Consider the following 24,385-nt stretch of genomic DNA (forward strand, 5'->3'; position numbering starts at 1 on the left):
TCATCATCACTTTCAGAACGGCGATACCGCATTGAAGAACCGGCTGAGCCAGCCCTGACGGCTGGCCCGGCCGACCGCGCCGTTTCCGGCATATTCCACCCGCGCATCGGCCACCTGGGTGGAAAGGATGCGGTTTTCCTGATCGACATCGCCAAGGCGCACGATGCCGGAAAACTGCACCCATTCCTGTCCCTGGCTCAGCAACAGACGCTTCTCCCCCCGGACAAGCGCCGTGCCGTTGGGCCGGACTTCGGCAATGGTCACGCCCACTTCGCCCTGCAAGGAACTGGTCTGCGAGGCGTTGCCCTGACCGTTGAACGACGAATTGCCCGAAGCGTTAAGGGCATTGGGGTTGAGAAAGCCCAGCGGCCCGGCGGTGGGTGGGATCACTGCGAACCCGCCGCTCTTCTGGGTCTTCGATCCGGCGGTCTTGGCTGTGGTCATGTTCTCCACCAGCACGATGCGCAGCGTATCGCCCACGGCATGGGCACGCCGTCCTTCGACAAGGCCGATATAGCCGGTGCTGGCGTTGAAGATCGAACCGGCGGTCGGCGCGCCTGCCGGGCCGGCGGCGGCTGGCGGCTGGATCGGAGCAGTGGGCACGGGCAGGGCGGGTTCGAAGCCCGGCTTGGGCCGGGCGGCATCTGCCGGGTCCATGCCGAAAAAGACCCACGCGGCCATGACCGAGCCAAAGGCCAGCGCGCGCAAGGCCGAGCGGCGGCGGCGCGGAGCCAGCACGGGGCGGGCCGGGCGGGTCAGGATGAAGTGGCTGTCGAACGGGGTTTCCACGGCGTGCTCCATGATGGTCAGGGCGTCTGGCATGGTCACAGCGTCTGGTTGGCGTTGCGCAGCATTTCATCGACTGCGGAGATCATCTTGGAATTGATCTCGTAGGCGCGCTGCGTCTCGATCATGTCGACCAGCTCCTCGACGACATTGACGTTCGAGGCTTCAAGGAACCCCTGCCGGATCTGGCCGCGCCCCTGTTCTCCGGCCACGCCGATCTGGGCAGCGCCCGATGCGGCGGTTTCCTGAAGGAAATTGTCGCCCATGGCGCGAAGGCCGCCGGGGTTGACGAAGCTGGCGATGGTGATCTGGCCAAGCTGGGCGGGTTCGGCCTGTCCCGGAAGTGTGGCCGATACCGTGCCATCGGGTGAAATGCTGATCGCGCTGGCGCCTTCGGGAATGGTGATGGCGGGGTTAAGGGCATAGCCCTGCGCCGTTACCAGCGTGCCCTCGGCCGAGCGCGAGAAATTGCCCGCGCGGGTATAGGCAAGCAGGCCGCCCGGCATCGTCACCTGAAAATAGCCATCGCCATCCAGTGCCACGTCCAGCGCATTGTTGGTGGCCTGAAGCGAGCCTTGCGTCTCGATCCGCGACGTGGCCTGCACCGCCACCCCGGTGCCGAGGTTGAGACCGGTGGCAAAGGCGGTTTCGTTCGACGACTGCTGCCCTGCCACGCGCGCATCCTGATAGGCGAGCGTGGCGAAATTGGCGCGGTCGCGCTTGAAGCCGGTGGTGCTCACGTTGGCAAGGTTGTTGGCAATCACCCGCATCCGGGTGTCCTGTGCCTCAAGGCCGGTGCGCGCGACGTGCAGGGCGGAACTTGGCATGGGTCGTTACCTCTTTTCTGCTCACGAAACGCGCATCAGCGATGCGCTCGATTCGTCGATTTCCTTGGTCTGGGCGATCACCTTGGTGCGCATCTCGAACAGGCGCTGCGCCTCGATCATGTCCACCAGCACGCGGGTGGGATCGACGTTCGACTGCTCCAGCGTGCCCACCGCGAGTCGCGCGGTTTCGTCCTGCGGGAGCACCCCGCCGGTGGCGCGGCCATCGGGGCCGGTCACGCGGAACAGGCCGTCCAGCCCTTTCTCGATGCGGCTGCCCGCGGTCGATGCCAGCTTGATCCGGCCGACAAGCTGCGGCGGCTGGTCGGGCGCTTCGGGATTGGCCACGCTCACCCCGCCATCGGGTGCGATCGTCACCTTCGAACCCAGCGGCACCGTGATTGGTCCGCCTTCGCCGATGACCGGGCGGCCTTCGCCGTTCTGGAGCACCCCGCCGGGGCTGATCGCCAGATCGCCGCGCCGGGTATAGGCTTCGCTCCCGTCCTCGGCCTGAACCGCCAGCATGCCTTCGCCCTGCAAGGCCACGTCCAGCGCTTTGCCCGTGGCCATCAGCGCGCCTTGCTGCATCGATGCGCCGCGCACCGTGCCGCTGGTCATGGCGCGTGTTTCCAGACTGGGGCCTTTGAGCGTCATCGGCGTGGTGGCCAGCAGTTCGGCCCGAAAGCCGGTGGTCTGCGCGTTCGCCATGTTGCTGGCGATGACCCGCATCTGCACGGCAGAGCTGTGCATGCCGGAATAGGCGGTGTGGATCAGGCGGTCCATCTCGGCGCGCTCCGCTCAGTCATCAGGTCCGCAGCTGGATCACCGTCTGGGTGATCTGCGTCGAGGTATCGATGGCCTTTGCATTGGCCTGGAAGTTGCGCTGGGCGGTAATCAGGCCCACAAGTTCCTCGGCAATGTCCACGTTCGATCGTTCAAGCGTGCCCGAAAGCAGCGATCCGAACTGGCCGGTGCTGGGCTGGCCGAAGCTGGGCGCACCGGAAATGCCGGTTGTCACCCAGTTGGACGAGCCGACCTGCTTCAGCCCCTGCGGCGCGATGAAGCTCGCCAGCGCCACCACCCCGATCACCACGTTCGATCCATCGGCATAGGATGCCGTCACCGCGCCATCACTGCGCACGGTGATCCCGGCAAACTCGATCGGGTTGCCGTTCACGTCCACCCCGTTGGTGGCCGGGATCAGGGCGTCGGTTGGCGTGGTCGAGGTGATGTTGCCGGCCGCGTCCGTCGGAAAGAGCTGAAGCCGGTTGCCCGCCCCGTCCGAAATGAAGCCCGCGCCATCCACGGTCATGCTGCCGTTGCGGGTGAACAGGGTCTGGTTGGTGATGACGTTGCGCGTGGTGAAGAAGCCATCGCCGTTCACCGCCAGATCCAGCGCCGATCCGGTCTGCTGGATCGGACCGAGCGAGAAGTTCTGCGTGATTGCCTCGACCGCCGCGCCCACGCCCACGATCATCTTGGGATTGGTGAAGGCGGTGCCCGCCACGATGTCGGCAAACTCGGTGCGGCTGCGCTTGAAGCCGGTGGTTTCGGCATTGGCGATGTTGTGGCTGATGACGCCCAGATCGACCTGCGCGTTCTTGAGGCCATTGAGCGAGGTGTAGAAGGACATGGGGAAGTCTCCTTGATGTCTGGTCAGGATGCGGCGGAGGGTGTGCCTGAGGATGTGCCGGAGGGTGTGGTGGGGGTTGCGGCCGGGCTTGCGACAGCTTGCGGCTGGCTGGCGAGCAGCCGCGCCATGGTGTCGTTCAGCGTGTCGAGCTTGGTCGAGATCGCGCTCAGGGTGTCTCCCTGTCCGCTGATCTGGCCGAGCGAGCCTTTCATGTCGTTGAGGCTGGCAAGGCTGCTGAACTGGGCAAGCTGGGCAAGCATCTGGGTATTGTCGACCGGATCGGTCGGATCCTGGTTGCGAAGCTGCGTGGTCAGGAGCTTGATGAACTCCTCCGCGCCCATCGCGCCCCAGCCTTGCCCGGCCTTGCCGGAGACTTGCGCACCGTTGATGCCGGTGGCGGCATTTACCGAAGCGATCGACATCATTTCATCCTCATCGTTTCCAGCATGAGCTGCTTGGCGGTCTGCATGGCCTCGACCACGTTCTGATACTGGCGGGCGCTTTCGAGCATCTCGACCATCTCGGCGTTCTCATCGACCGGCGCGGTCCAGACATCGCCATTCTCGTCGGCCAGCGGATGATCGGGATCGTGCTGGCGGACGGGCGTGGCGTCTGACCGGATCACGCCATTGACCTGCACGGTGGCAAGGCCGCTGGCGCGGTCGAGCTGTTCGGCAAAGACGGGGCGCAGCGGGCGATAGGCTTCGGCCTCGGTGCCGGTGACGGTTCCGGCATTGGCAAGGTTCGAGGCGGCCGCGTTCATCCTCACGAGCTGGGCCGACATGGCCCGGCCCGTGACCTGAAACAGCGTGAGCGGGGTGCTGGCAGGCATCGCTTATTCCCCCTTGATCGCGCGGGTGATCGTCTCGACCCGGCCTTTCAGGAAGTTGAGCGTGGCCGAATATCCCACCGCGTTTTCGGCAAAGGCGGTCTGTTCGGTCGCCATCTCCACGGTATTGCCATCAAGGCTGGGCATTACCGGAACGCGAAAGCGCGTGGCGCCGCCGATGGCGGCATCGGTGCTGGCCCCGCGCATGCTGGCTTTCAGCGCGGCGGCAAAGTCGATGTCCTTGGCCTTGTAGCCGGGGGTGGCGGCATTGGCGATGTTGGAGGCAAGCAGGCCCATGCGCTGGGAACGCAGTTCCAGTGCCTTGCCATGAATGCCGAAAAGGGTCTCGCTCATCTGACGTGCCTTTGCTGGCGTGCGGATTTCTGCCGGGGTTTCAGCAAAGGGCGTGCCAAATGCGCAAAGGGCCGTCGTCCAGGCAGGGAATGCCGGGCGCGAAGGCGCATCGGCCCCGCGCTTGCGGCAAGTTCTTGCCGGATGGCGGCAAATTGCAGGCGCATGATCGTTGCAGGGCTGAAAACCGGCGCCGGGATGCCGTTCTGACGGTGCGAGGAGATTTCCCCCGCATGGTATTGTCCCCGCTGATCGAGGGCCTGCTGGATGGCACGTCTGCCGCAATCGTGGTGGGCGGGACCGCACTGGCCACGGCGCTGCGGTCATCCCCGCGCGAACTGGCGCAGACCCTGCACGCGCTGGTTGGCCTGTGGCGTCCTGCCTTCTCGGCAGAACAGGCCAGGGCCGATCTTGCCCCGCAGGTGATCGCGATCCGGCGCGACGGGCTGCTGCGCGCCGATCCACGCCCGATCGGCGACACCGAGTTCGATCAGGCAACCGATGCCGTGATCCGCGCCCGCTCGCTCGATCCGCTGGTCGAAAGCCACCACGCCCACCGCCGCGCGCGGCTGGCGCAGGCCAACATGGCGGTGCGCACGCTGGCGCAGGCGGCAGAGCTTGGGCCGGTGTTCGGCATGGTCGGCACGCTCGTCTCGCTCAGCAATCTGCCGCGCGCGGGGCTGGACGCGGGCGCGCTGAATGGCGCGATTGCCATGGCCGTTGTCACCACGCTTTACGGGCTGCTGCTGGCCAATCTCGTGCTGGCCCCGCTGGCCCGCGCGGTTGAGCGGCAGGCCCAGGCCGAAGAGCATGCGCGCCAGCAGGTGATCGACTGGCTCACCCGGCAACTGGAACCAGCCATTCCGCATCTTTCGGGGCTGCATCACACCGCGCCGCGCCGGGCCGCACCTGCCGGTGTTCCGCGCGAGAGGCTGGACGCATGATGATCCGGGCCGGGACCGGCTGGCAATATGCCCTGGCCGATCTCTCGCTGATCCTGTTTCTTGCCACGGCATCGGCATTGGCCGTTGCGGGCAGCGCGCGGCAAGCGGCCGTGCCGCCACCGCCGCCCATCAACGCCGCGCTCGATGCAGAGCCGGTGGCCATATGGAGCGATGCGCCCGGCGCGCCGCCGCTGGCGCAGTGGCTGACGCGCACAGCGGCGGATTCGCGGCTGGAGGTGCGCGTCGTGGTGCGCTACCGGGCAGGCGGGCGCGATGCGGCCATGGCCGATGCGCTGCGGCTTGTCGCGGCAGGCGGTCCACGGGCCGAAGCCGCGCGTATCCTGGTCGAGCCGGGCGAGCGGGCAGGGGCGAGCGTTTCGCTCTTCTATGCCAGCGAGGATGCCGCGCGCGCACCGTCGCAGGTGGCTGGCTGACAAATGCCTGCGGGCGAATGGCACGATCGTTGCTCCGCCGATCGGGTATTCACCCCTGCGGACAGACCACACATGCTCAATCTCAGCCCTTCCATCGCCATCGCGTCAGCCTTTTCCGTGGCAGTAATCGCTGCGGTTCCGGCCGGGGCGCAGCCAGCGGGCTTTCACGATCTTGCCGCGGTGGACGCTGCGGTTGCCGCCTTCACCGGCGCGGGGATCGGCCAGCCGGGCGGCGCCGTTCTGCCGGTGGACCGCCGGTTGCGGCTTGCGCCCTGTCGCTCGCCGCTTGTGGCCTCGTGGTATGGCGGGCGGCAGGACAACGTGCTGGTCCAGTGCCCTGATCCGGGCGGCTGGCGGCTGTTCGTGGCTACATCCGGAAATGCCCGGCAGGATGCTGCCGCCCCCCCAGCCGTGGCGCGCGGCGAGACGGTGACAGTTTCTGTGAGCGGCGAAGGATTTGCCGTCTCGCAGCCCGGCGAGGCGCTGGAGTCCGGTCCGGTCGGCGGCTGGATCCGCGTGCGCACCAGCGCAAAGGGCGTGCCCATCCGCGCGCGCATCGAACGGCCCGGCCTCGTGGTCGTGCCGCTGGACTGAAAAACCTTGCCGGAAGGATTTTCACAAACCGGCAAGATTTTTCCGCATTGGCCCTTAAACCTGCGTCAACGGTTCCGTTCTTGTGGCTGTAAACGCCAGGAGCGGAACCATGTCACCTTTTGAAATCGGTGCAGCGCGCCCGGTTGGGCCGGTGCAGGGCAACAGTGCGCAGGTCAGGACCGCGCAGAATGCGAAAGCGGCGGCCAAGGCCCCGGCTGCGCCAGCCGAAACCCCAGTGGCCAGTGCGCCCGACAGCAGCGGCGCGCCGCAGGTCGAACGCTCGTCCGCGCTGGAGGCCGGACAGGCCGCGCCTGTCGATCTTGAGCGCGTCAAGGTCATCCGCGATGCCATCGAGCGCGGCAACTATCCCGTGATCCCCACCCGGATCGCCGATGCCATGATCGCTGCCGGAATGTTGCTGAGGACTGCCCATTCATGACCGTGACCTGCGAAAAGCCCGCAAGCGATGTGCGTGCAACCCTGCGGCAGATGCTTGCCGTGCTGCAACAGGAACGGCACGCGCTTGCCGGGCTTGATCTCGACATGATCATGGGCTGCGCCACAAGCAAGGCCGATCTGTGCGGCACGCTGGCCGATGTCGATGCCGCCGCCATCGACGAGGAATGCCGCGGGCTTCTGGATGCTGCGCGCCGCCTCAACGAGGCCAACCGCAAGGTGCGCAACCTCATTGCCGCCAATGTTTCGGCGCGGCTCGATGCGCTGACGGGCAATGCCCAGCTCTACCGTCCGAACGCGCAGGTGCACCACTTGCGCACGGCCTGATGCCTAGCTCGGCCTTTGCTGGGTTCCGGTCCTGATTTCGGGTTTGGCACGGGGCTTGCTGACACCCTTCCGTGATGCCGCGCTGTTGCGGCCGGAAGGACAGTGCAGTGAGTTCAGTCGATGGTTTGGGAACGCCGTTCACCCCGGCCGCCGCGCGCGGAGCCGGGGCGCACGTGCGTTCGGCGATCGCCGGGGCCGCACAGGCGACCGGTGCCGACTTCTCCTATCTCATGGCGCAGGCCCGGCTTGAATCGAGCCTCGATCCCGCCGCGCGTTCGCGCACGTCCAGCGCCAGCGGACTTTACCAGTTCACCAGCAGCACCTGGCTGCGCACGCTCGAACGGCATGGCGCGCAGCATGGCCTTGGCTGGGCGGCCGACATGATAAAGGATGGCGCGGTGCGTGATCCGGCCGCGCGCGCCCAGTTGCTGGCACTGCGCTTCGATCCGCAGATCGCCGCTGTCATGGCGGGCGAACTGGCGGGCGATAACGCGCAGCATCTTTCCGCGCAGCTTGGCCGCGCGCCCGATCATGCCGAGCTTTACCTTGCGCATTTCTTCGGCGCGGATGGCGCGGGACGGTTTCTTGCAGCGCTGGCCAGTGATCCTTCGCAAAGCGCGGCCAGCATCCTGCCTGCGGCTGCTGCGGCCAACCGTTCCACCTTCTATGCGGCCGATGGCGCGCGCTCGGTGGGCGAGGTGATGAACCTGATCCGCACCCGCATGGCCCGTGCCAGCGATGGCGAAGATGCGGCTCTCGCCACGCCATGGGCGGCGGGCACGGACGCTTTGCCGTCCGCTGCCGCCGTCACCGCATCTGGACCGCCGCAGTTTGCCGGCGGCCCCATCGCCCGCGCGTTTCACGGCGCCGCCGCAGCAGCGGCCGGGAATGCAGGCGGCAACGCAGCGAGCGGCAGGTCGATGGCCGATACCCTGCGCCAGACGTTTGCGCTCGCCGATGGCACGGCCGCGCCCGCCCATGTCCGGCAGGCTTATGGCCGCCTTTCGGCGCTGGGGCTTTAGGCCATGCTGAAGCGCTTCGGCTCTCCCGCCGCAATGGCCCTGCCCGGCGGCATCCTCACGCTGATCGTGCTGATGGTCGTGCCCATCCCGGCCGTGCTGCTCGATGTGTTCTTCGTTCTCAACATCGCGCTTTCGGTGGCGATCCTGATGGCGGCGATGAATGCGGAAAAGCCGCTCGATTTCTCCTCGTTTCCTTCGGTGCTGCTCTTCGCCACGCTGCTGCGGCTGGCGCTGAACGTCGCCTCCACGCGCATCGTGCTCGTCAACGGCCATGAAGGCGGCGCGGCGGCGGGGCATGTGATCGAGGCGTTCGGCGCCTTCCTCATCGGCGGCAATTTCGCGGTCGGCCTGTTCGTGTTCCTCATCCTGATGATTATCAACATGGTGGTCGTCACCAAGGGCGCGGGGCGCGTTTCTGAAGTTTCGGCGCGCTTCACGCTCGATGCCCTGCCGGGCAAGCAGATGGCGATCGACGCCGATCTTGCCGCCGGGCTGCTGACGGCAGACGAAGCCAAGGCCCGCCGCCGCGAAGTGGCGACCGAGGCCGATTTCTACGGCTCGATGGACGGTTCATCAAAGTTCGTGAAGGGCGATGCCATCGCCGCGCTGCTCATTCTGGGCGTGAATATCATCGCGGGCTTCTGCCTCGGCATGCTCAGCCACGGATTGACCGCGGCGCAGGCGGCCGAGTTCTACATCACGCTGGCCATCGGTGATGCGCTGGTGGCGCAGGTGCCCTCGCTGCTCCTGTCCATTGCGGCCGCCACCATCGTCACCCGCGTTTCCGACAGCCGCGACCTGACCGGGCAGATCGGCGGGCAGTTTTCCAATCCCGCCATCTGGCTGCCGGTGGCAATCATCCTTGGCGCGATCGGCATGATCCCGGCCATGCCGCAAACCGTGTTCCTGCCTGCTGCCGGGCTTGCCGGGTGGCTGTGGTGGAGCCTCAAGCAGCGCGCCGCGCGCCCCGCGCCGGTGATGGCCGAAGAGGCCCCGCCGGTCGATCCGGGCCGCATCACGCTCGACGAGGTCAGCGATCACACGCTCGTGACCGTGGAAATGGGCTATGGCCTTGTCCACCTTGTGGACGAGAGGCGCGGCTCGCCGCTGGTGGCGCGCATCACCGGGGTGCGCAAGCAGCTCAGCCAGGCATTCGGGTTCATCGTGCCCCAGTTCCGTGTGCGCGATTCGCTGGAGCTGCCGCCCAATACCTACCGCGTCCTCTTGGGCGGGGTGCCCATCGCCATTGCCGACATGCGCCCGGACAAGGTGCTGGCCATCGATGCAGGCGAAGCCAGCGCGGACCATTCGCTGCGCGGCGAGGTGACGGTCGATCCCAGCTTTGGCTGCCCGGCCATCTGGATCGATCCGGGCCAGCGCGATCTGGCGATTGCCGAAGGTTTCCTGACGGTCGATGCCAGCACGGTCATTGCCACGCATCTCAATCAGGTGCTGGGCGACCGGCCATCGGCGCTGCTTGGTCCGGATGAGGTGAAGACGATCCTCGAAGGCGTGAAGGAGCGCGCCGCCGGGCTGGTCGAGACGATCTACCCGCAGCCCCTGTCGCTCGGCGCGCTGACCCGGCTGTTCCACGCGCTGCTGGATGACGGCATCTCCATTGCCCACCCGCTGCCGATCCTTTCCGCGCTCAGCCAGGCCCTGCAACAGACCACCGACCATGACCGGCTGGTCGATCTGCTGCGCGCCGATCTGGGCGGGATGATAGTGGGGCGCATCTGCGGCCCGCAGGAGCGCCTGCCCGTGGTCACGCTGGAGGCGGGGCTGGAACAGATGATCGTATCGGGGATGCACGATCCCGCCACCGGGCAGCCCGTGATCGAGCCGGACCTTGCGCGCGGCATCGGTGAGCGCGTTTCGCAGATCATCGCCCAGCGCGGCCCCGGCGCGCCGCCGATCGCGCTGATCGTGCAGCCTCGTGCGCGCCGTCCGCTCGCCAGCCTGCTGCGCCTGCGCGCGCCCAATTGCCTTGTCCTGTCCATCGCCGAACTGCCGCCTTCGCAGCCGATCGAGGTCATCTCGGTCATCGGCGGCGAGACACCTCCATCCACCCATGAAGAGCAGCCGACCCTTGAGGGAATTGCCGCATGAAACACGATCACCGCGGTTTTGCCGCCGCGCAGGCTTACAAGAAGGATGAAACCGCCGACCGCATCCGCCGCTTCCTGCCCATGGTAAAGCGGCTGGCATGGCACGTTCACGGTTCGGGCCGTGCCGGGATCGAGGTTGAGGATCTGGTCCAGGCGGGCCTTGTCGCGCTGACCGAATGCGCACAGCGGCACAGCGGCCCGACCGAGGACGGCTTTGCCGCCTATGCCAAGCTGCGCGTGCGCGGGGCCATGGTCGATCTGGTGCGCCGTTCCACCCCGCTCACCCGTTCCGCCACCGAACGCCGCCGCCTCCTGCGCGAGAAGAGCGCCGCGCTTTGCACGCAGCTTGGCCGCCCGCCGACAGAAGCCGAACTGGCCGCCGCCATGGGGCTGACCGAGCGCGAACTGGCCGATCAGAAGGCGGCTGACGAGCCACTGCGTTTCGAGGCCATTGATGATGCCTATTCCGACAGCAACGCCGCCTTTGCCGATGACCGGCCCGACAGCTTCGAAATGCTGGCCGATGCCGAGATGCGCGGCGCGGTGGCGGCGGCAATCGGCGATCTGCCCGAACGGTTGCAGATGATTATCCAGCTCTATTTCGTCGAGGAACTGAACCTTGCCGAAATTGCCGAAGTGCTGGGGGTCAGCATCCCCCGCGTCCACCAGTTGAAGGCGCAGGCGCTGGACAAGCTGCGCACGGCCCTTGGGGAAGGCTACGAAGTGCTCTGATGCCCTTGCCATTCCCCCGAAGCGCGTTTAACCGTTCAGTTAAACACACTTCGGGAGAGGTTTGGTGAAAATCGACGAAACCATCAGCGCCGTGGTTACGGGCGGCGCGTCCGGGCTGGGCCGTGCCACTGCCGAAGCGCTGGCGGCCGCCGGCGTGAAAGTGGCGATCTTCGATATCAATGCCGAACAGGGCGAGGCGGTGGCCGCTGCCATCGGCGGCCTGTTCTGCAAGGTGGATATCCTTTCGGAAGAATCGGTCGTTGCCGGGTTTGAACGGGCGCGCGCCGCGCACGGGCAGGAGCGCGTCTGTGTCCACTGCGCAATGACCAGCCGCAAGGGCAAGACCATCACGCGCGACCGCGAAACCGGCGCGCTGACCCGCTTTCCCACCGAGGATTACGAATATGCCGCGCAGGGCATCCTGATTGCCAGCTACCGCATCGCCTCGCTTTCGGCGCTGGGCATGGCTGCCCTTGACCCGCTTGAGGATGGCGAGCGCGGCACGATCATCCTCACCGCTTCGGTGGCGGCGCAGGACGCGCAGATCGGGCAGGTGGCCTATGGTTCGCTGAAAGCGGGGGTGAACGGCCTTGTTCTGCCGATGGCGCGGGACCTGATGGATTTCGGCATCCGCGTGAACGCGATCATGCCCGGCATTTTCGGCACCCCCCTGCTGGGCCGCCTGCCCGACAAGGTGCTCGACAGTCTCAACGCATCGGTTCCGTTCCCGAAGCGTCTGGGCAAGCCTGAGGAGTTCGCCAGCCTTGCCATGGAACTCGTGCGCAATGCCTATTTCAACGGGCAGGCAATCCGCCTTGACGGCGCGATCCGCATGGCCCCCCGGTAAGGAATCCTGTCATGAGCAATTCCCCGTTCCGCAACGATGTGCTTGCCGGGAAAACCGCCTTCATCGCGGGCGGCACCAGCGGCATCAACCTTGGCATCGCCATGCGCTTTGCCGAACTGGGCGCGCGCGTGGCCGTGCTCGGCCGCAATCCCGAAAAGGCGGCCAATGCCGCCGCTGCGATCGGCCATGATGCCATCTGGCGCGCGGCCGACGTGCGCGATTACGCCGCGCTGTGCGAGGCAATGAAATCCATCCGAGATACGATCGGCGCGCTGGACATCGTTGTTTCGGGTGCGGCGGGCAATTTTCTTGCGCCGGTGCTGGGCATGTCGGCCAATGCCTTCAAGACCGTGGTCGATATCGATCTTCTGGGCACGTTCAACGTGTTTCGCGGATGCCACGAACTCCTGGCCCCCGATGCCTCGCTGATTGCGATCACGGCAGGGCAGGCTGAACAGGCCATGGCGATGCAGGCCCATGCCTGTGCAGCCAAGGCCGGGATCAACCAGCTCGTGCGCACGCTTGCCATCGAATGGGGGCCGCAGGTGCGCGTCAACGGCATTTCGCCTGGGCCGATTGCCGATACCGAAGGCATGGCCCGGCTTGCCCCTGATGAATCGACCCGCCAGCAGCACTACGCCCGCATTCCGATGAAAAGATGGGGCACGGCCTATGAGATTGCCGAGGCTGCCGTGTTCCTTTCCACGCCCGCGGCCAGCTATGTCACCGGGGCCATTCTCGATGTGGACGGCGGCAGTTCGGTGGGCGATGCCTCGCGCACCAGCGTCAGCAAGGGGTTGGCATAGCCAGAGGTAGGGCCGGCCCGATCAGGAAATGTCATCCGCCCCCAGCAGCGGATCACCGATGCCCATCGTGCGGCCATCGGTGATGATGACCTTGTCACCCAGACGGGCAATGCCGAACAGGCGCTTGGCAAATTCATCGGGCACGCCCACGCAGCCGTTGGTGGCATAGCCCTTCTGGACCTTGCTGCCGTGGATCGCCACGCCATCGTTGGTCAGGCGCATCATCCACGGCATTGGCGCATCATAGATGTTCGAGACGTGATCGGCGCTCTTCTGCGTGATCGGGAAAACCCCGGTCGGCGTGGGCTTTTCCGAATAGCCCTTGAGAATCGCGGCCGCGCCGATCTCGTGGCCGTCGCGGAATACCGAGATCACGCGGGCGGCAAGGTCCACGGTGATGACGAGCTTGCCTTGCGCGGGCGCGCGGCTTTCGTCCCAATAGAACTTGCCGAACTTGATCGGCTCGTTGATCGGCAGGATGGACTTGACGATGAATGGGCTGTCATCGGCGGGCCTGTCATCGGCAATTGCCGTCGTTGCGGCGTCGATTGCGGGCGCGGCCTGCAGGCTGGCGGGATTGGCCGCGGCTGTTACCATGGGGGCGGCCTCGGCGGTGCTCTTGCCGAACACGGCATCGGCAATGTCCTGTCCGGCGTGGAAGGCCAGCAGCGATGCCGTGCCCGTTGCCAGCATTCCCAGCGGCATCCGCACCCAGCGCTTGTTCAACAGACCCGTCCAGACCGCCATGGCGTGCAGCTCCTTTCGCGCCAAGGAATATGCCTTAACGCCGCCGCGTTCCAGTGCCGATCCGGGCGCGTCCCGCTGCGGGACGGCGCGGGTCAGCCCGGTTACGCAAGAAGGTTAATAGGGGCGGTTGCGGTGGTGGCCGGGCTATCCGGCGCTATCGGGAAAGCGCAAGCCTGCGCCACAGCGCTTCCAGCGGCCCCTGCCTGAAGCGCGCCAGCCACCAGCGCGGCCAGGCCAGCATGGCCGCCCAGCCCAGCAGCACGAAGGCAGGCAGCCACGCGCGCGGCAGTTCCCTGCCAAGGCCCTGCCCCCACCCGGCAAAGATCGCCAGCATGAGCACGCTTGTGCCGATGTAGTTGCTGAAGGCACAGCGCCCGGCAGCGGTCAGGCTGCGGGCAATGCCGGTCTCGCACACCAGCGGGTAGAGCGCGACCAGCGCCGCCGCATATCCCAGCGCCATCAGCAGGTGGGGCAGGGCCATGCCGTGCTCGATCGCGGCAAACATCGCGCGCGGCGGCCAGCCATGGCTACTGAGCCAGCGCCACGCGATCACGGTGGGCACGGCGCCAAGGATGATTGCACCAGCAGCCGCCAGCGCCAGCGGCCGGATGCCGCGCGGGCCGAACAGCCCTGCATCGCGCGCCATGCGCAGCAGCGCCATGCCGATCAGCATGAGCGGCGCGGTCTCGGCAAAGGTCGATAGCGTGGTCGAGAAGGGCTGCATGGCCGAATGCGTCAGCTTGAGGCGCACCGCTTCGGCAAATCCGGCATCCAGCACGGCAATGTCCTGAGCAACCGATGCGGCGATGCGGCCCATCATCGCGGCCTGCTCGGCAACATCGGCGGGCGCGCCGCGCCCGGCAAGCACGGCCTGTTCGGCCATGATCCCCGGCACCGCCAGCAGGGCCGCGCTGCCCTGCGCCAGCAGAAAGAAGGGCAGGGCAATGCCCAGAAGCTGCACCGGGGCCAGCCGCATCAGCGGCAGCACGGCCATGGCGCACAGCGCATAGGCAAACAGGATGTCGCCCCACCACAGCAGGGCAAAGTGCAGGTATCCCAGCACCGCCAGCCAGACGAGGCGCCGCACCTGTGCCAGCGCGGGATGGGCACCCCGGCGCGCGGCGGCTTCGGAAAAGAGCACCATGCTTGCCCCGAACAGCAGGGTGAAGAGCGCGCGCATCTTGCCTTCGAAGACCACGAAGGCAAAGCCGAACCAGCCTTGCGTCGCTGGATCGGGCGTTCCTGAAAGCGGGGCAGGAATCGCGGGCGAGAACGTGGCGAGCGACGGCCCCCAGAACCCGGTAATGTTGATGGCCAGTATTCCCAGCACGGCCACGCCGCGCAGGAAATCCAGTGCATCTATGCGCGAGGTTTGGAGATTGTCCGGCAAGCCATCAGGGCTTTACCACCAGGCACGCCAGCCCGCCAGCCTTGAGCGCGGCGCAGGCCCGGTCGGCCTCGGACTGGCTGGCATAGCCACCTGCCAGCAACCGGGTCACGCTGCCCGAAGGAAGATCGATGCGGGTGCGTCCGGCCAGTTCCGGGCGGCCCCTGACCTTGCTCCACAGCGCATCGGCATTGCCCTTCACGCCGAAGGCGCCAAGCTGAACCCGCCAGTTGCCGCCGGACGTGGCCGGAGCAGGGGGCGATGCCAGAGCTGGCGCTGCCTTGGGAGGTTCCGGTGCCTTGGCGGCAGGAGGTTTCGGGACGCCGGTTGCGACCGAAGGTGCAGCGGCAGTTGATGGTGCAGGCGCAGGCTTTGCCTTCGCAGGCATGGCCACCGGATTGGCGAAGTCTGCACCTGCCGTCACCGGTCCTCCCGCCGCGGTCGAAGCGGGAAGGGTGGCAGGTTCAAGCGCCCGGCCCGGCGCCGTGGTGCGCAAGGGGGCGGTGGGCGCGGCTTTCACGCCAAGGTCGGCAGAGGCAAGCTGCTGTGCGCGCATGGCCTGTGCCTTCTGTTCCAGATCGGCCGCCAGCGAAACACCCATCTGGCGCTGTTCAAGCGGGATCATGTCGTCCATCGTCGCCAGCGCGCGCTTGGCCTGTTCCAGCCCGGTTGCCGCCGAACGGTTCATCAGCGCATAGGCGCGCACCCAGTCCTTGCCCACGGCATCGCCGTTGAAGTGGGCAATGCCAAGGATATACATCGCGCGCGGTTCGCCGCGTTCGGCCGATGCCTGAAGGAAGGGCAGAGCCTCGGCCTTGCGGCCATCCTGAAACATAAGCAGGCCGAGTGTATCTGCGGCCTTGATGTGGCCCGATGCGGCAGCCTTGCGGTAATAGCTTTCGGCGCGCTTCAGATCCTGCGGCACGCCCTTGCCCAGCTTGTAGGCCTGCCCAAGGTTGAACTGCGCATCGGCATCCCCCTGCGCCGCTGGACCAAGCCATTCCTTGACCGCAAGCTCATGCTCCCCGCGCGACCATGCTTCCACCCCGGCGCGCACATCGGCCAGCGCAGCAGAAGCGCAAACCGAAGCAAATGTTGCCAGCGCGATGGCTGTAGTATTCCTGAAATCCATCCACATCGGAAATACCGCCCCGATATTTGCTTCATGCTGCCAGACTGTTGCCAGAAGCTGAAAGAACACAGGTTTGCGACCCTGCGCCGAACCTGATTTCCACAGAACATAGTCAACAGTCCGTTAGCGAAGTCTTAGCGCTTCCCGGCGTCTGCGTCTTTACCCTTCTTGGCATTATCCTTGTCCCGATGCGGTGCGATCTTAACCAAAATTTCAGCCGGATCTGCGAATCCCTTCCCACACACTTGCAGCAGTCTAAGGGGTTTCGGCTTTGCGCGTATTGGCATTGGCATCGCAGAAGGGCGGTTCGGGCAAGACCACGCTGTCCGGGCACCTTGCCGTTCAGGCCCAGCGGGCAGGCGCAGGCCCTGTCGTGCTGATCGACATTGACCCCCAGGGTTCGCTGTCGGACTGGTGGAACGAGCGCGAGGCCGAGTTTCCGGCCTTTGCCCACACCACCATCGCGCGCCTTGCCAGCGATCTGGCGATCCTGCGCCAGCAGGGCTTCAAGCTGGCGGTGATCGATACCCCGCCCGCTATCACCATGGCGATCCAGTCGGTGATTTCGGTGGCCGAACTGATCGTCGTGCCCACCCGGCCCAGCCCGCACGATCTGCGCGCGGTTGGCGCCACGGTCGATCTGTGCGACCGCGCCGGAAAGCCCCTGATCTTCGTGGTGAATGCCGCCACGCCCAAGGCGCGGATCACCGCCGAAGCTGCGGTTGCCCTTTCGCAGCATGGCACGGTTGCTCCCGTCACGCTGCATCACCGCACCGATTTTGCCGCCTCGATGATCGATGGCCGCACCGTCATGGAAGTCGATCCGGGCGGCAAGTCCGCGGCCGAGATCGCGGCGCTCTGGACCTATGTGTCCGAGCGGCTCGAAAAGAACTTCCGCCGCACCGTCTTTGCGGTGCCGCAGGCCGCCGCTGCCATGCCGATCCACGGTGCAGTGCGCCCTGCCGGGGGCTTTGGCCGCCGCGTCGTCGGATCCTGATGGAGGCGCGATTGATGGCTGCCGCAAAACCGCTTGCCTCGCTTTCATCAAGTCTGCTGGCCCGCAAGGGAGCGGCCCGCCCGGCCATGCGGCCGCAGCTCGCGCTTGGCGGCGATGATGCGGCCAGCCTGCTCAGCGTCAATGGCGCGGCTGCGCCTGCGCTGACCCGCGCCGATCTGGCGCTGGAGGATCTGGGCTGGAACGATTTCGGGATGGACCAGACCAGCGATCCGCACGATCCCGCCGATGCCCTTGCGTCCGAAGCCCCGTGCGAAAAGCCGGTCGTCGTCCGGCAGCAGGAAGCCCTTGCCCGCGCCATCGCGCCGTTCGAGCCATCCGCCGCGCAGGCCCCGCGCTCCAAGGGCGGCAAGGTCATCCGCTCGGCGCTTGCCGAAGGGCGCAAGGCCGCCTTCACCTTGCGGCTCGACAGCTATCGTCATCTGCGTCTGCGCCTTGCCTCCACGCTGGCAGACCGCAGCGCGCAGGCCGTCGTGACCGAGGCCCTCGACCGCTATCTTGCCGACCTTCCCGAAATCGAAGACCTCGCCCGCCGTGCGACGGCGCGCAAATGATCGCGTGATGGAGCAAAGCGCATGAAAACCGGTTCCTTCGCTTTCGCCCCCGGCCGCGCCTCGCGGCTGATGGTGTCAACCGCACTTGCCCTCGGTGTTCTCACCGGTTGTGGTGTTGCCGGGGTTCGCCCCGATAAGCTGGCCACATCGGCACAGGCGGCCCTTTCCAAGGGCAGCGCGGCAGCGGCGGTCAGCCATGCCGAAAAGGCGGTTCTGGCCGATCCCCTGAACCCGGCCTACCGGGTGCTGCTGGGCAATGCCTATCTCAAGGCGGGGCGCTTCGAATCCGCCCGCCAAGCCTATGACGAGGCAATGGAACTGGGAGAGGACAGCCACCGCACCGCGCTCAGCCTTGCGCTGGCCGATATCGCGCTTGGCTATCATGCCGAAGCGGTCGATACGCTCGAATCCTATCGCAATTCCATTGGCGCCTCGGATTACGGGCTGGCGCTGGCCCTTGCCGGACAGACCGAAAAGGGCATCGCCGTGCTGACCCGCGCACTGCGCGATGGCGAGAACACTCCCAAGGTGCGCCAGAACCTTGCGCTTGCCTATGCGCTGAGCGGCCGCTGGCGTGAAGCGCGCACCATGGCATCCTATGATGTTCCGGCCAACGAACTGGGCGACCGGATGCAGCAGTGGGCCATGATGAGCGATCCCGAACGCACGCGTGGCCGCGTGGCCGCCCTGCTCGACGTGCCGCTGCGCGCCGATGCCGGACAGCCCGCCGCGCTGGCACTCGCCAATTTCCCTGCCACCCGCGCCCTTGCCGCAGAGGCCGCCGTGCGCGCCGAACCGGCGGCCGCGCTCGCTGAACAGGCGGTTGGCGAACTGCCTGCGGTTGCCGCGCAGCCGGTTCCCGAACCGGCGCTCGATGATTCCTCCTCGCAATCGCGGCAGACGCAACTGGCGCTGATCGATCTGCCGCCCTCGCGCCCCCAGATGCCTGCTGCCGGAGCAGTCCGGTTTGAAGCGGTGCCGGTGGTGCAGCCGCTGCGCGGGGCAAGTCAGCCTCTGGCGCAGCCTGCGGCAAAGCCCGTGGCGGGTTTCGCCCCCGCCGTGGCGGCGCGCAATGGCGGCAGTCATCTGATCCAGCTTGGTTCGTTCGCAACGGAAGAAGGCGCCAGCCGCGCATGGCGGCACTACACCTCGCGCAACCCGGCGCTGAAGGGCTTTGCCAATGTTACCACCCGCGTGGTGGTGGATGGCCGCACCTATTGGCGCGTTCAGGCTGCGGGGTTCGGTGGCTTTGCCTCGGCCAGCGACATGTGCGGCAAGGTCAAGGCGCGGGGCGGCTCGTGTCTGGTCATGCGTGGCTCCTCGCCCGCCCAGCCTGCGGCCGGCGAAACCCGCTTCGCCAAGCGCTGAATCGTCGCCTGAAGCCTGTTGGATCGGCCGGTTCAGCCCGACCGTTGCGTGCTGCGGCAATACCGGTCGATCCGGCCCAGCCGATCAGTCCTAACTGATCTGCTTGCCGCCCTTGAACAGGGCCAGCACGCGCCCTTCCACCGGCCTCCGGTCGAAGGGGGTGTTGCCCGCTGCCGCTGCCATCTTGGCCGAATTGACGATCCACGGCCGCGCCGGATCGAGAATGGCCACATCCGCTTCGCGTCCCGGCTCCAGAACGCCTGCGGCAACGCCCAGCAGGCGCGCCGGATTGGCGGCCAGCAGGGCAAAGGCGCGGGCCATGTCGATGACGCCGTCGCGCACCAGCGTGAGCGTGAGCGGCAGAAGCGTTTCCGCGCCGGCCATGCCCGGTTCTGCATCGGCAAAAGGCAGGCGCTTGTCTTCCGGCCCGCGCGGGTCGTGCCCTGATGAGATCACGTCGATCGTGCCGTCGGCAATCGCGGCGATCACCGCCTTGCGGTCGGCTTCCTGCCGCAGCGGTGGCGAAAGGCGGCAGAACGTCCGAAAGCCCACCAGTTCCAGATCGGACAGCATGAAGTGCGCGGGTGTAACGCCTGCCGTCACCTTCAGCCCGCGCGCCTTGGCGCCGCGCACCAGATCAAGCGCGCGTGCGGTCGTCACCTGCCGGAAATGGATTTGCGCGCCCGCCAGTTCAGCCAGGGCAATGTCGCGCGCAACCGCCAGCGCTTCGGCTTCGGCAGGCGCGCTGGGCAGGCCAAGCCGGGTGGCCACATCGCCCGCGGTGGCCACGGCATTGCCGGTTATCCCTGCATCTTCGGCATGGCACACCACCACCAGCCCCAGCATGGCGCAGTAGCGCAAGAGACGCAGCATCACGCCCGAATCCGCAATCCAGCCGCGCCCGGTGGAAACCGCCCTCGCGCCCGCATCGCGCATCAGCGCCAGTTCGGCCAGTTCCGTGCCTTCCAGCCCGCGCGTTGCTGCTGCCAGCGGGTGGACCCACAGGTCCGGTTTGCCCGATTGCGCGGCAAAACGCACGCGCGCGGGATGATCGAGCGGCGGTGACTGGTCGGGCATCAGGCCCGCTCGGGTGATGCCGCCAAAGTGGAACGCGGGCTTGTCGATGGCGAAAACGCCCAGATCTACAAGACCGGGCGCAACCACCGCGCCCTTGGCATCGAAGATTTCATCGCCGGGCTGCGGCGCAATATCGCCCAGCGCGGCGATGCGCCCGCCTTCGCAGCGCAGGGCGCCCGGCACCGGCGCGCCCTCTGCCAGAACCAGCCTGCCGCCCGTGATCGTGAGAGGCCGCGCGATCATGCCGCTGCTCCTGCGTCGTCCGATGCGCCTTCGCTGTTCCAGCCGGGCACGCGGCGCGCCCTGCGCGTAAGGACTTCAAGGCAGGCCATGCGGATTGCCACGCCCATTTCCACCTGCCGGGTAATAAGGCTGCGGGTGGGATGATCGGCCACCGTCGAATCGATCTCGATCCCGCGGTTCATCGGGCCGGGGTGCATGATGAAGGCATCCGGCTCGGCACGCTCCAGCCGTTCCGGGGTCAGCCCGTAAAGGTGGCGGTATTCGCGCGGCGAGGGGATGAACTGGCCCGACATGCGTTCCTGTTGCAGGCGCAGCATCATCACCACGTTCGCCCCTTTCAGCGCCGCGTCGAAATCGAAGAATGCGGTTACGCCCATGGCTTCGATCTCGGCCGGCATCAGGGCTGGCGGCGCGCAGACGCGCACATCCGCGCCCAGTGCAGTCAGGCTGAGGATGTTCGATCGGGCCACCCGGCTGTGCAGGATATCGCCGCAGATCGTCACCTTCAGCCCGTTGAGGTCGGAACCTGCGGGCAGGCCCATGGCGTGGCGCATGGTCAGCGCATCAAGCAGGGCCTGCGTGGGATGCTCGTGCTGTCCGTCGCCCGCATTCAGAACCGGGCAATCCACTTTCTCCGCGATCAGCCGCACCGCGCCCGAACTGGCATGGCGGATCACGATGGCATCGGCGCGCATTGCGTTGAGCGTCATCGCCGTGTCGATCAGCGTTTCGCCCTTCTTCACGCTGCTGGTGGCCGCATGCATGTTCACCACGTCTGCGCCCAGCCGCTTGCCCGCAATCTCGAACGAAAGCAGCGTGCGGGTGGAGTTTTCGAAGAAGGCGTTGATGATTGTCAGCCCGCTCAGGAGATCGGTCTTCTTCTGGCTCTGCCGGTTCAGCGCCACCCACTGCTCCGCCTCGTCGAGCAGGTAGAGGATTTCGTGGCGCGCAAGCTGGCCGATGCCGGTCAGGTCGCGGTGCGGGAAGGCAAGGCCGCCCGCCGGGTAGCGGCCTGTCGAAGGGTGGTTCGGGCTTTGCATCAGGCCCAGTTCCCTAGAGATGCGGTGCCCGCGGCTCAAGTCGTTTCCCGCGGCCCGTTACCCGCTGCCCATTCCTTGCGGGCCGTTTCCCGCTGGCATTGCGCCCCCGTCCACAATAGACATCCCGGTCATGAGTTTTGCCGCATCGGTCTGGAAAGCCCTCGTCGCCATCAAGGACGGCCTTGTCCTGTTGTTCCTGCTTCTGTTCTTCGCCGCACTCTACGGCGTGCTGGCCATGCGCCCCGCGCCGGGCATGGTGCGCGAGGGCGCGCTCTATCTGCCGTTGTCGGGCGTGATCGTCGAGGAAGCAAGCACGGTTTCCCCCGCTGCCCTGCTTTCCGGCCAGACTCCCGAACCCGAATATGTCGCCCGCGATGTGGCGCGCGCCATTGCCGCCGCCGCCGATGACAAGCGGATCAAGGCGGTCGTGCTTGATCTTGAGGCCTTCGGCGGCGGTTCCGCAGTGCACCTGTCCGAAATCGGCGCGGCCATGGACAAGGTGCGCGCCGCAAAGAAGCCGGTGCTGGTGCGCTCGCTGATCTACACCGACGATGCGATGCAGCTTGCCGCCCATGCCGGCGAGGTCTGGGTCGATCCCATGGGCGGGGTGGCGATCACCGGGCCGGGCGGCACGCAGCTTTTCTACAAGGGCCTGATCGACCGGCTCAAGGTAAAGGCCAACGTGTTCAAGGTGGGCACCTTCAAGAGCGCGGTTGAACCCTATCTTCTCACCGGGGTTTCGCCCGAAGCGCGCGAGGCGCTTGAGGCGGTTTATGGCGCGGTCTGGGACAACTGGCAGGCCGAAGTGAAAAAGGCGCGGCCAAAGGCCGATCTGGCCGCGGCCACTGCCGATCCCGTGGCGTGGCTTGCCGTCAGCGGCAACGATGCGGCGCAGGCCGCGCTCAAATCCGGGCTGGTCGACCGGATCGGAGACCGGATCGCCTTTGGCAAGCGTGTGGCCGAACTGGTCGGCGCGGACGCGGACGGCTCGCTTGGCAGCTTCAAGAATACTGAACTGGATGTCTATCTGGCCGACAAGGCCACCTCGCGTTCGGGCAAGGCCATTGCGGTTGTCACCGTCGCTGGCGAGATCGTGGATGGCGATGCCGGGCCGGGCATGGCTGGCGGGGACCGCATCGCCGATCTGATCGATGGCGTCACTGCATCGGATGATTACGCGGGCATGGTGCTGCGCGTTGATTCGCCGGGTGGGTCGGTGCTGGCGTCAGAGCGTATCCGCGCCGCGGTCGAGCGGGTGCGGGCCAAGGGCCTGCCGGTGGCGGTTTCGATGGGCAGCGTTGCGGCCAGTGGCGGATATTGGGTTTCCACCCCGGCGCAGCGCATCTTCGCCGAACCTTCCACCATCACCGGATCGATCGGCGTCTTTGCGGTGCTGCCCAGCTTCGAGGCGGCGCTGCCGCAGATCGGCGTGACCACCGATTCCATCCGCACCACCCCGCTTTCGGGCCAGCCCGATCTGCTGGGCGGGCTGACCCCGCAGATGTCCGCCCTGTTGCAGGCGCAGGTCGAGCAGACCTATGCCCGCTTCCTTGGCTTCGTTGCCCGTTCGCGCGGCAAGACCCCGGCCGAGATCGACCGTGTGGCGCAGGGGCGCATCTGGGATGGCGGAACCGCCCGCCAGCTTGGTCTTGTCGATGCCTTCGGCGGGCTGGATGATGCGCTCGGCTGGGTGGCGGGCCAGGCCAAGCTGAAAAAGTGGCATGCCGATTTCATTGCTGACGAGCCTGATCCGCTTGCCGCGTTTCTGGCCAGCATCGTGAAAACCCGTGCCGCATCCGCACACCATCCGGCCGCGCGCGATCTGGTGGGCGCTCTGGCGTTGCGCCAGCAGGGGCTGGCCGCGCGGATCGAGGCGGACGTGCGGCGGCTTGTCGATGGGGCAGGAATGAGGGCCTATTGCCTCGAATGCGCGCCGCAGGCCGCGCTCGTGCGGCGCGGCGGTTCCTCTGATGATGCCGGGGTCGTGGCGCTGTTCGCGCGGCTGATGCCGGCAGGCTAGGCTCCGCTCTGCGCGGTGCGGGCGCGCCACCAGCCAAGGATGGCGCGCTGGGCGGGGCGCTCGAACAGCTTGTGGCTGATGAAACCCGCCGCGATGGCCATTCCCACATAGGCCAGCATGAACCATCCCTGCCGGGCAATGTCGCGCGAACCGGCAGTGGCGTCGATCAGCAGCACCAGCGCCAGTTGCAGCGGAATGTGCCACAGATAGATGCCATAGGACGCATCGCCCAGCTTCTGGCCAAAGCGCAGGCGTCCCGTGCGGTCTGCGATATCGGCGGCCAGCGTCAGGAACAGCACGCCAAACGTCCCCGCGATGGTGGCCGCATCGCCATCGCGCCACAGGCCCTTCAGCCAGAACGCCGCCGCGATGAGCGCCAGCGCCGCCGGGACCAGCAGGGCGGGGCGCAGCCATCCCTTCAATGCCGCGCCATAGACCGCGCAGCCAAGGAAGAAGTAGCCGATGCACGCCGTGACATCGCGGTTTGGCCCGCCTGCCAGCATCACCCCAAGGAACAGGGCGCCCAGCGCCAGCCCCGCCCCAAGCGGCGCACGCCGCACCACCGGCAGCAGCGCGAAGAACGCGAGGTAGGCAAGGATCTCGGTCGAAAGCGACCACGACGGCCCGTTGAACGACTGATCGACCTGCCAGCCCCAGTGCTGCATCAGCGGAACCGACAGGAGGAAATGTTTCAGGTCGTTGGTGTGATAGACGAACTCGGTGCCGGTGCGCGCCGTGTAGATCGCCTGAAGCAGCGCCATCAGCACCAGCGTCAGCAGATGCAGCGGCCACAGCCGCGCGATGCGCGCAGGCCAGAACCGGCGGCGCACTTCGGGATCGGCCAGATAGACGTGCGCAAAGACGAACCCCGATACCGCCCAGAAATACTGCACGGCAGTGTGGCCATGATCGTAGAACCAGCCCAGCATGTCATACCATGGCTGGATCTTGCGGTTCACGTTGAAGTGGCGTTCCACCGGCGGCACGAAGAAGTGCTGGTAATGCCAGAACAGCACCATCACCGCCGCCAGCAGGCGCGACAGATCGAGCGCATGGAAGTGGCGCTTGCCAAGGCGCAGGCGCGAAAGATCGTTGGCAGTCAATGCGGT

The 24,385-nt window shown here is 66.7% G+C and carries 27 protein-coding genes; 14 read left to right on the top strand and 13 right to left on the bottom strand.

Annotated features, from left to right (window positions below):
• Positions 1-12: 12 nt before the first annotated feature.
• The 7 genes from DKM43_RS10850 to flgB are packed head-to-tail and all read right to left on the bottom strand — an operon-like array spanning position 13 to position 4,426.
• Positions 13-822 (bottom strand): flagellar basal body L-ring protein FlgH, encoded by an 810-nt coding sequence (locus DKM43_RS10850; protein WP_236632522.1) that lies wholly within the window; start codon positions 820-822, stop codon positions 13-15.
• A 2-nt stretch (positions 823-824) separates the two neighbouring features.
• Complete coding sequence (flgG, locus tag DKM43_RS10855) at positions 825-1,613, bottom strand: flagellar basal-body rod protein FlgG (protein WP_109798537.1); 789 nt, start codon at positions 1,611-1,613, stop codon at positions 825-827.
• Positions 1,614-1,634: 21 nt separating this feature from the next.
• Positions 1,635-2,393 (bottom strand): flagellar basal body rod protein FlgF, encoded by a 759-nt coding sequence (locus tag DKM43_RS10860; protein WP_109798538.1) that lies wholly within the window; start codon positions 2,391-2,393, stop codon positions 1,635-1,637.
• 22 nt (positions 2,394-2,415) lie between these two features.
• Entirely contained in the window at positions 2,416-3,243 is an 828-nt protein-coding gene (locus DKM43_RS10865; RefSeq protein WP_109798539.1) for a flagellar hook-basal body complex protein, read from the bottom strand.
• Positions 3,244-3,266: 23 nt separating this feature from the next.
• Positions 3,267-3,668: a flagellar hook assembly protein FlgD gene (locus tag DKM43_RS10870; protein ID WP_236632523.1), complete on the bottom strand. Its 402-nt coding sequence runs from the start codon at positions 3,666-3,668 to the stop codon at positions 3,267-3,269.
• On the bottom strand, positions 3,665-4,075 hold the full coding sequence (gene flgC, locus DKM43_RS10875; RefSeq protein WP_109798541.1) for a flagellar basal body rod protein FlgC: 411 nt from the start codon (positions 4,073-4,075) through the stop codon (positions 3,665-3,667). The genes DKM43_RS10870 and flgC overlap by 4 nt, the downstream gene beginning before the upstream one ends.
• Before the next feature lie 3 nt (positions 4,076-4,078).
• A complete protein-coding gene (flgB, locus tag DKM43_RS10880) occupies positions 4,079-4,426 on the bottom strand; it encodes a flagellar basal body rod protein FlgB (RefSeq protein WP_109798542.1) in 348 nt (115 codons plus the stop codon).
• A gap of 230 nt (positions 4,427-4,656) precedes the next feature.
• On the opposite strand from flgB, the gene DKM43_RS10885 reads away from it, so the two are divergent.
• The 10 genes from DKM43_RS10885 to DKM43_RS10930 all read left to right on the top strand — a co-directional run bounded on the left by DKM43_RS10885 (position 4,657) and on the right by DKM43_RS10930 (position 12,693).
• Positions 4,657-5,367 carry a MotA/TolQ/ExbB proton channel family protein gene (locus tag DKM43_RS10885; RefSeq protein ID WP_109798543.1) on the top strand — a complete coding sequence of 237 codons (711 nt, stop codon included), beginning with the start codon at positions 4,657-4,659 and terminating at the stop codon, positions 5,365-5,367.
• On the top strand, positions 5,364-5,801 hold the full coding sequence (locus DKM43_RS10890; protein ID WP_109798544.1) for a hypothetical protein: 438 nt from the start codon (positions 5,364-5,366) through the stop codon (positions 5,799-5,801). Before DKM43_RS10885 ends, DKM43_RS10890 begins: the two co-directional genes overlap by 4 nt.
• Before the next feature lie 72 nt (positions 5,802-5,873).
• A complete protein-coding gene (locus DKM43_RS10895; RefSeq protein ID WP_109798545.1) occupies positions 5,874-6,395 on the top strand; it encodes a flagella basal body P-ring formation protein FlgA in 522 nt (173 codons plus the stop codon).
• A 109-nt stretch (positions 6,396-6,504) separates the two neighbouring features.
• Positions 6,505-6,834, top strand: a complete 330-nt coding sequence (flgM, locus tag DKM43_RS10900) for a flagellar biosynthesis anti-sigma factor FlgM (RefSeq protein ID WP_109798546.1) — start codon at positions 6,505-6,507, stop codon at positions 6,832-6,834.
• Complete coding sequence (locus DKM43_RS10905) at positions 6,831-7,178, top strand: flagellar protein FlgN (protein WP_236632524.1); 348 nt, start codon at positions 6,831-6,833, stop codon at positions 7,176-7,178. The genes flgM and DKM43_RS10905 overlap by 4 nt, the downstream gene beginning before the upstream one ends.
• A 107-nt stretch (positions 7,179-7,285) precedes the next feature.
• Positions 7,286-8,200, top strand: a complete 915-nt coding sequence (locus tag DKM43_RS10910) for a transglycosylase SLT domain-containing protein (protein ID WP_236632525.1) — start codon at positions 7,286-7,288, stop codon at positions 8,198-8,200.
• Positions 8,201-8,203: 3 nt separating this feature from the next.
• Positions 8,204-10,309 (top strand): flagellar biosynthesis protein FlhA, encoded by a 2,106-nt coding sequence (locus tag DKM43_RS10915; protein ID WP_109798548.1) that lies wholly within the window; start codon positions 8,204-8,206, stop codon positions 10,307-10,309.
• Positions 10,306-11,040: a sigma-70 family RNA polymerase sigma factor gene (locus DKM43_RS10920; RefSeq protein ID WP_109798549.1), complete on the top strand. Its 735-nt coding sequence runs from the start codon at positions 10,306-10,308 to the stop codon at positions 11,038-11,040. Before DKM43_RS10915 ends, DKM43_RS10920 begins: the two co-directional genes overlap by 4 nt.
• A gap of 64 nt (positions 11,041-11,104) precedes the next feature.
• Positions 11,105-11,887, top strand: coding sequence for an SDR family oxidoreductase (locus DKM43_RS10925; protein ID WP_109798590.1), 783 nt, complete (start codon positions 11,105-11,107; stop codon positions 11,885-11,887).
• Between the two features lie 11 nt (positions 11,888-11,898).
• A complete protein-coding gene (locus DKM43_RS10930; protein WP_109798550.1) occupies positions 11,899-12,693 on the top strand; it encodes an SDR family oxidoreductase in 795 nt (264 codons plus the stop codon).
• 21 nt (positions 12,694-12,714) lie between these two features.
• Here the strand turns inward: DKM43_RS10930 and DKM43_RS10935 are convergent, their stop codons facing one another.
• The 3 genes from DKM43_RS10935 to DKM43_RS10945 form a co-directional block, all read right to left on the bottom strand.
• Positions 12,715-13,440, bottom strand: coding sequence for a L,D-transpeptidase family protein (locus DKM43_RS10935; protein ID WP_236632526.1), 726 nt, complete (start codon positions 13,438-13,440; stop codon positions 12,715-12,717).
• A 154-nt stretch (positions 13,441-13,594) separates the two neighbouring features.
• Positions 13,595-14,830, bottom strand: a complete 1,236-nt coding sequence (locus DKM43_RS10940) for a DUF418 domain-containing protein (protein WP_109798551.1) — start codon at positions 14,828-14,830, stop codon at positions 13,595-13,597.
• A gap of 4 nt (positions 14,831-14,834) precedes the next feature.
• Positions 14,835-15,959, bottom strand: coding sequence for an SPOR domain-containing protein (locus DKM43_RS10945; protein ID WP_201739848.1), 1,125 nt, complete (start codon positions 15,957-15,959; stop codon positions 14,835-14,837).
• A gap of 271 nt (positions 15,960-16,230) precedes the next feature.
• Here DKM43_RS10945 and DKM43_RS10950 point away from each other — a divergent pair, with 271 nt between their 5' ends.
• Genes DKM43_RS10950 through DKM43_RS10960 form a run of 3 tightly spaced genes read left to right on the top strand, consistent with a single transcriptional unit; the run spans position 16,231 to position 18,896 of the window.
• On the top strand, positions 16,231-16,956 hold the full coding sequence (locus tag DKM43_RS10950; protein WP_109798553.1) for a ParA family protein: 726 nt from the start codon (positions 16,231-16,233) through the stop codon (positions 16,954-16,956).
• Positions 16,957-16,970: 14 nt separating this feature from the next.
• Positions 16,971-17,528 carry a hypothetical protein gene (locus tag DKM43_RS10955; RefSeq protein WP_109798592.1) on the top strand — a complete coding sequence of 186 codons (558 nt, stop codon included), beginning with the start codon at positions 16,971-16,973 and terminating at the stop codon, positions 17,526-17,528.
• A 21-nt stretch (positions 17,529-17,549) separates the two neighbouring features.
• Positions 17,550-18,896 carry an SPOR domain-containing protein gene (locus tag DKM43_RS10960; protein WP_109798554.1) on the top strand — a complete coding sequence of 449 codons (1,347 nt, stop codon included), beginning with the start codon at positions 17,550-17,552 and terminating at the stop codon, positions 18,894-18,896.
• Positions 18,897-18,986: 90 nt separating this feature from the next.
• Here the strand turns inward: DKM43_RS10960 and DKM43_RS10965 are convergent, their stop codons facing one another.
• Positions 18,987-20,216, bottom strand: a complete 1,230-nt coding sequence (locus tag DKM43_RS10965; RefSeq protein ID WP_109798555.1) for a dihydroorotase — start codon at positions 20,214-20,216, stop codon at positions 18,987-18,989.
• Positions 20,213-21,256 carry an aspartate carbamoyltransferase catalytic subunit gene (locus DKM43_RS10970; protein WP_109798556.1) on the bottom strand — a complete coding sequence of 348 codons (1,044 nt, stop codon included), beginning with the start codon at positions 21,254-21,256 and terminating at the stop codon, positions 20,213-20,215. The genes DKM43_RS10965 and DKM43_RS10970 overlap by 4 nt, the downstream gene beginning before the upstream one ends.
• Before the next feature lie 130 nt (positions 21,257-21,386).
• Between DKM43_RS10970 and sppA the strand changes: the two genes are divergently transcribed.
• Positions 21,387-23,276, top strand: a complete 1,890-nt coding sequence (gene sppA, locus DKM43_RS10975) for a signal peptide peptidase SppA (RefSeq protein WP_109798557.1) — start codon at positions 21,387-21,389, stop codon at positions 23,274-23,276.
• On the opposite strand, the gene DKM43_RS10980 is transcribed toward sppA, so the two are convergent.
• Positions 23,273-24,379: an acyltransferase family protein gene (locus DKM43_RS10980; RefSeq protein ID WP_236632527.1), complete on the bottom strand. Its 1,107-nt coding sequence runs from the start codon at positions 24,377-24,379 to the stop codon at positions 23,273-23,275. The two genes, sppA and DKM43_RS10980, sit on opposite strands and share 4 nt — an antisense overlap.
• Between the last annotated feature and the right edge of the window lie 6 nt (positions 24,380-24,385).

Source organism: Novosphingobium meiothermophilum, assembly GCF_003171715.1.
Classification (GTDB): Bacteria; Pseudomonadota; Alphaproteobacteria; order Sphingomonadales; family Sphingomonadaceae; genus Novosphingobium; species Novosphingobium meiothermophilum.

Excerpts from the sequence above, each read along its gene's own strand:
- DKM43_RS10945 (WP_201739848.1), bottom strand. The coding sequence starts at position 15,959 with ATGGATTTCAGGAATACTACAGCCATCGCGCTGGCAACATTTGCTTCG.
- DKM43_RS10885 (WP_109798543.1), top strand. The coding sequence starts at position 4,657 with ATGGTATTGTCCCCGCTGATCGAGGGCCTGCTGGATGGCACGTCTGCC.
- flgC (WP_109798541.1), bottom strand. The coding sequence starts at position 4,075 with ATGCCTGCCAGCACCCCGCTCACGCTGTTTCAGGTCACGGGCCGGGCC.
- DKM43_RS10960 (WP_109798554.1), top strand. The coding sequence starts at position 17,550 with ATGAAAACCGGTTCCTTCGCTTTCGCCCCCGGCCGCGCCTCGCGGCTG.
- flgG (WP_109798537.1), bottom strand. The coding sequence starts at position 1,613 with ATGCCAAGTTCCGCCCTGCACGTCGCGCGCACCGGCCTTGAGGCACAG.
- flgM (WP_109798546.1), top strand. The coding sequence starts at position 6,505 with ATGTCACCTTTTGAAATCGGTGCAGCGCGCCCGGTTGGGCCGGTGCAG.
- DKM43_RS10935 (WP_236632526.1), bottom strand. The coding sequence starts at position 13,440 with ATGGCGGTCTGGACGGGTCTGTTGAACAAGCGCTGGGTGCGGATGCCG.
- DKM43_RS10930 (WP_109798550.1), top strand. The coding sequence starts at position 11,899 with ATGAGCAATTCCCCGTTCCGCAACGATGTGCTTGCCGGGAAAACCGCC.
- DKM43_RS10850 (WP_236632522.1), bottom strand. The coding sequence starts at position 822 with ATGCCAGACGCCCTGACCATCATGGAGCACGCCGTGGAAACCCCGTTC.
- DKM43_RS10920 (WP_109798549.1), top strand. The coding sequence starts at position 10,306 with ATGAAACACGATCACCGCGGTTTTGCCGCCGCGCAGGCTTACAAGAAG.
- DKM43_RS10905 (WP_236632524.1), top strand. The coding sequence starts at position 6,831 with ATGACCGTGACCTGCGAAAAGCCCGCAAGCGATGTGCGTGCAACCCTG.
- DKM43_RS10915 (WP_109798548.1), top strand. The coding sequence starts at position 8,204 with ATGCTGAAGCGCTTCGGCTCTCCCGCCGCAATGGCCCTGCCCGGCGGC.
- DKM43_RS10970 (WP_109798556.1), bottom strand. The coding sequence starts at position 21,256 with ATGCAAAGCCCGAACCACCCTTCGACAGGCCGCTACCCGGCGGGCGGC.
- DKM43_RS10955 (WP_109798592.1), top strand. The coding sequence starts at position 16,971 with ATGGCTGCCGCAAAACCGCTTGCCTCGCTTTCATCAAGTCTGCTGGCC.
- DKM43_RS10870 (WP_236632523.1), bottom strand. The coding sequence starts at position 3,668 with ATGATGTCGATCGCTTCGGTAAATGCCGCCACCGGCATCAACGGTGCG.
- sppA (WP_109798557.1), top strand. The coding sequence starts at position 21,387 with ATGAGTTTTGCCGCATCGGTCTGGAAAGCCCTCGTCGCCATCAAGGAC.
- DKM43_RS10895 (WP_109798545.1), top strand. The coding sequence starts at position 5,874 with ATGCTCAATCTCAGCCCTTCCATCGCCATCGCGTCAGCCTTTTCCGTG.
- DKM43_RS10865 (WP_109798539.1), bottom strand. The coding sequence starts at position 3,243 with ATGTCCTTCTACACCTCGCTCAATGGCCTCAAGAACGCGCAGGTCGAT.
- DKM43_RS10890 (WP_109798544.1), top strand. The coding sequence starts at position 5,364 with ATGATGATCCGGGCCGGGACCGGCTGGCAATATGCCCTGGCCGATCTC.
- DKM43_RS10965 (WP_109798555.1), bottom strand. The coding sequence starts at position 20,216 with ATGATCGCGCGGCCTCTCACGATCACGGGCGGCAGGCTGGTTCTGGCA.
- DKM43_RS10860 (WP_109798538.1), bottom strand. The coding sequence starts at position 2,393 with ATGGACCGCCTGATCCACACCGCCTATTCCGGCATGCACAGCTCTGCC.
- flgB (WP_109798542.1), bottom strand. The coding sequence starts at position 4,426 with ATGAGCGAGACCCTTTTCGGCATTCATGGCAAGGCACTGGAACTGCGT.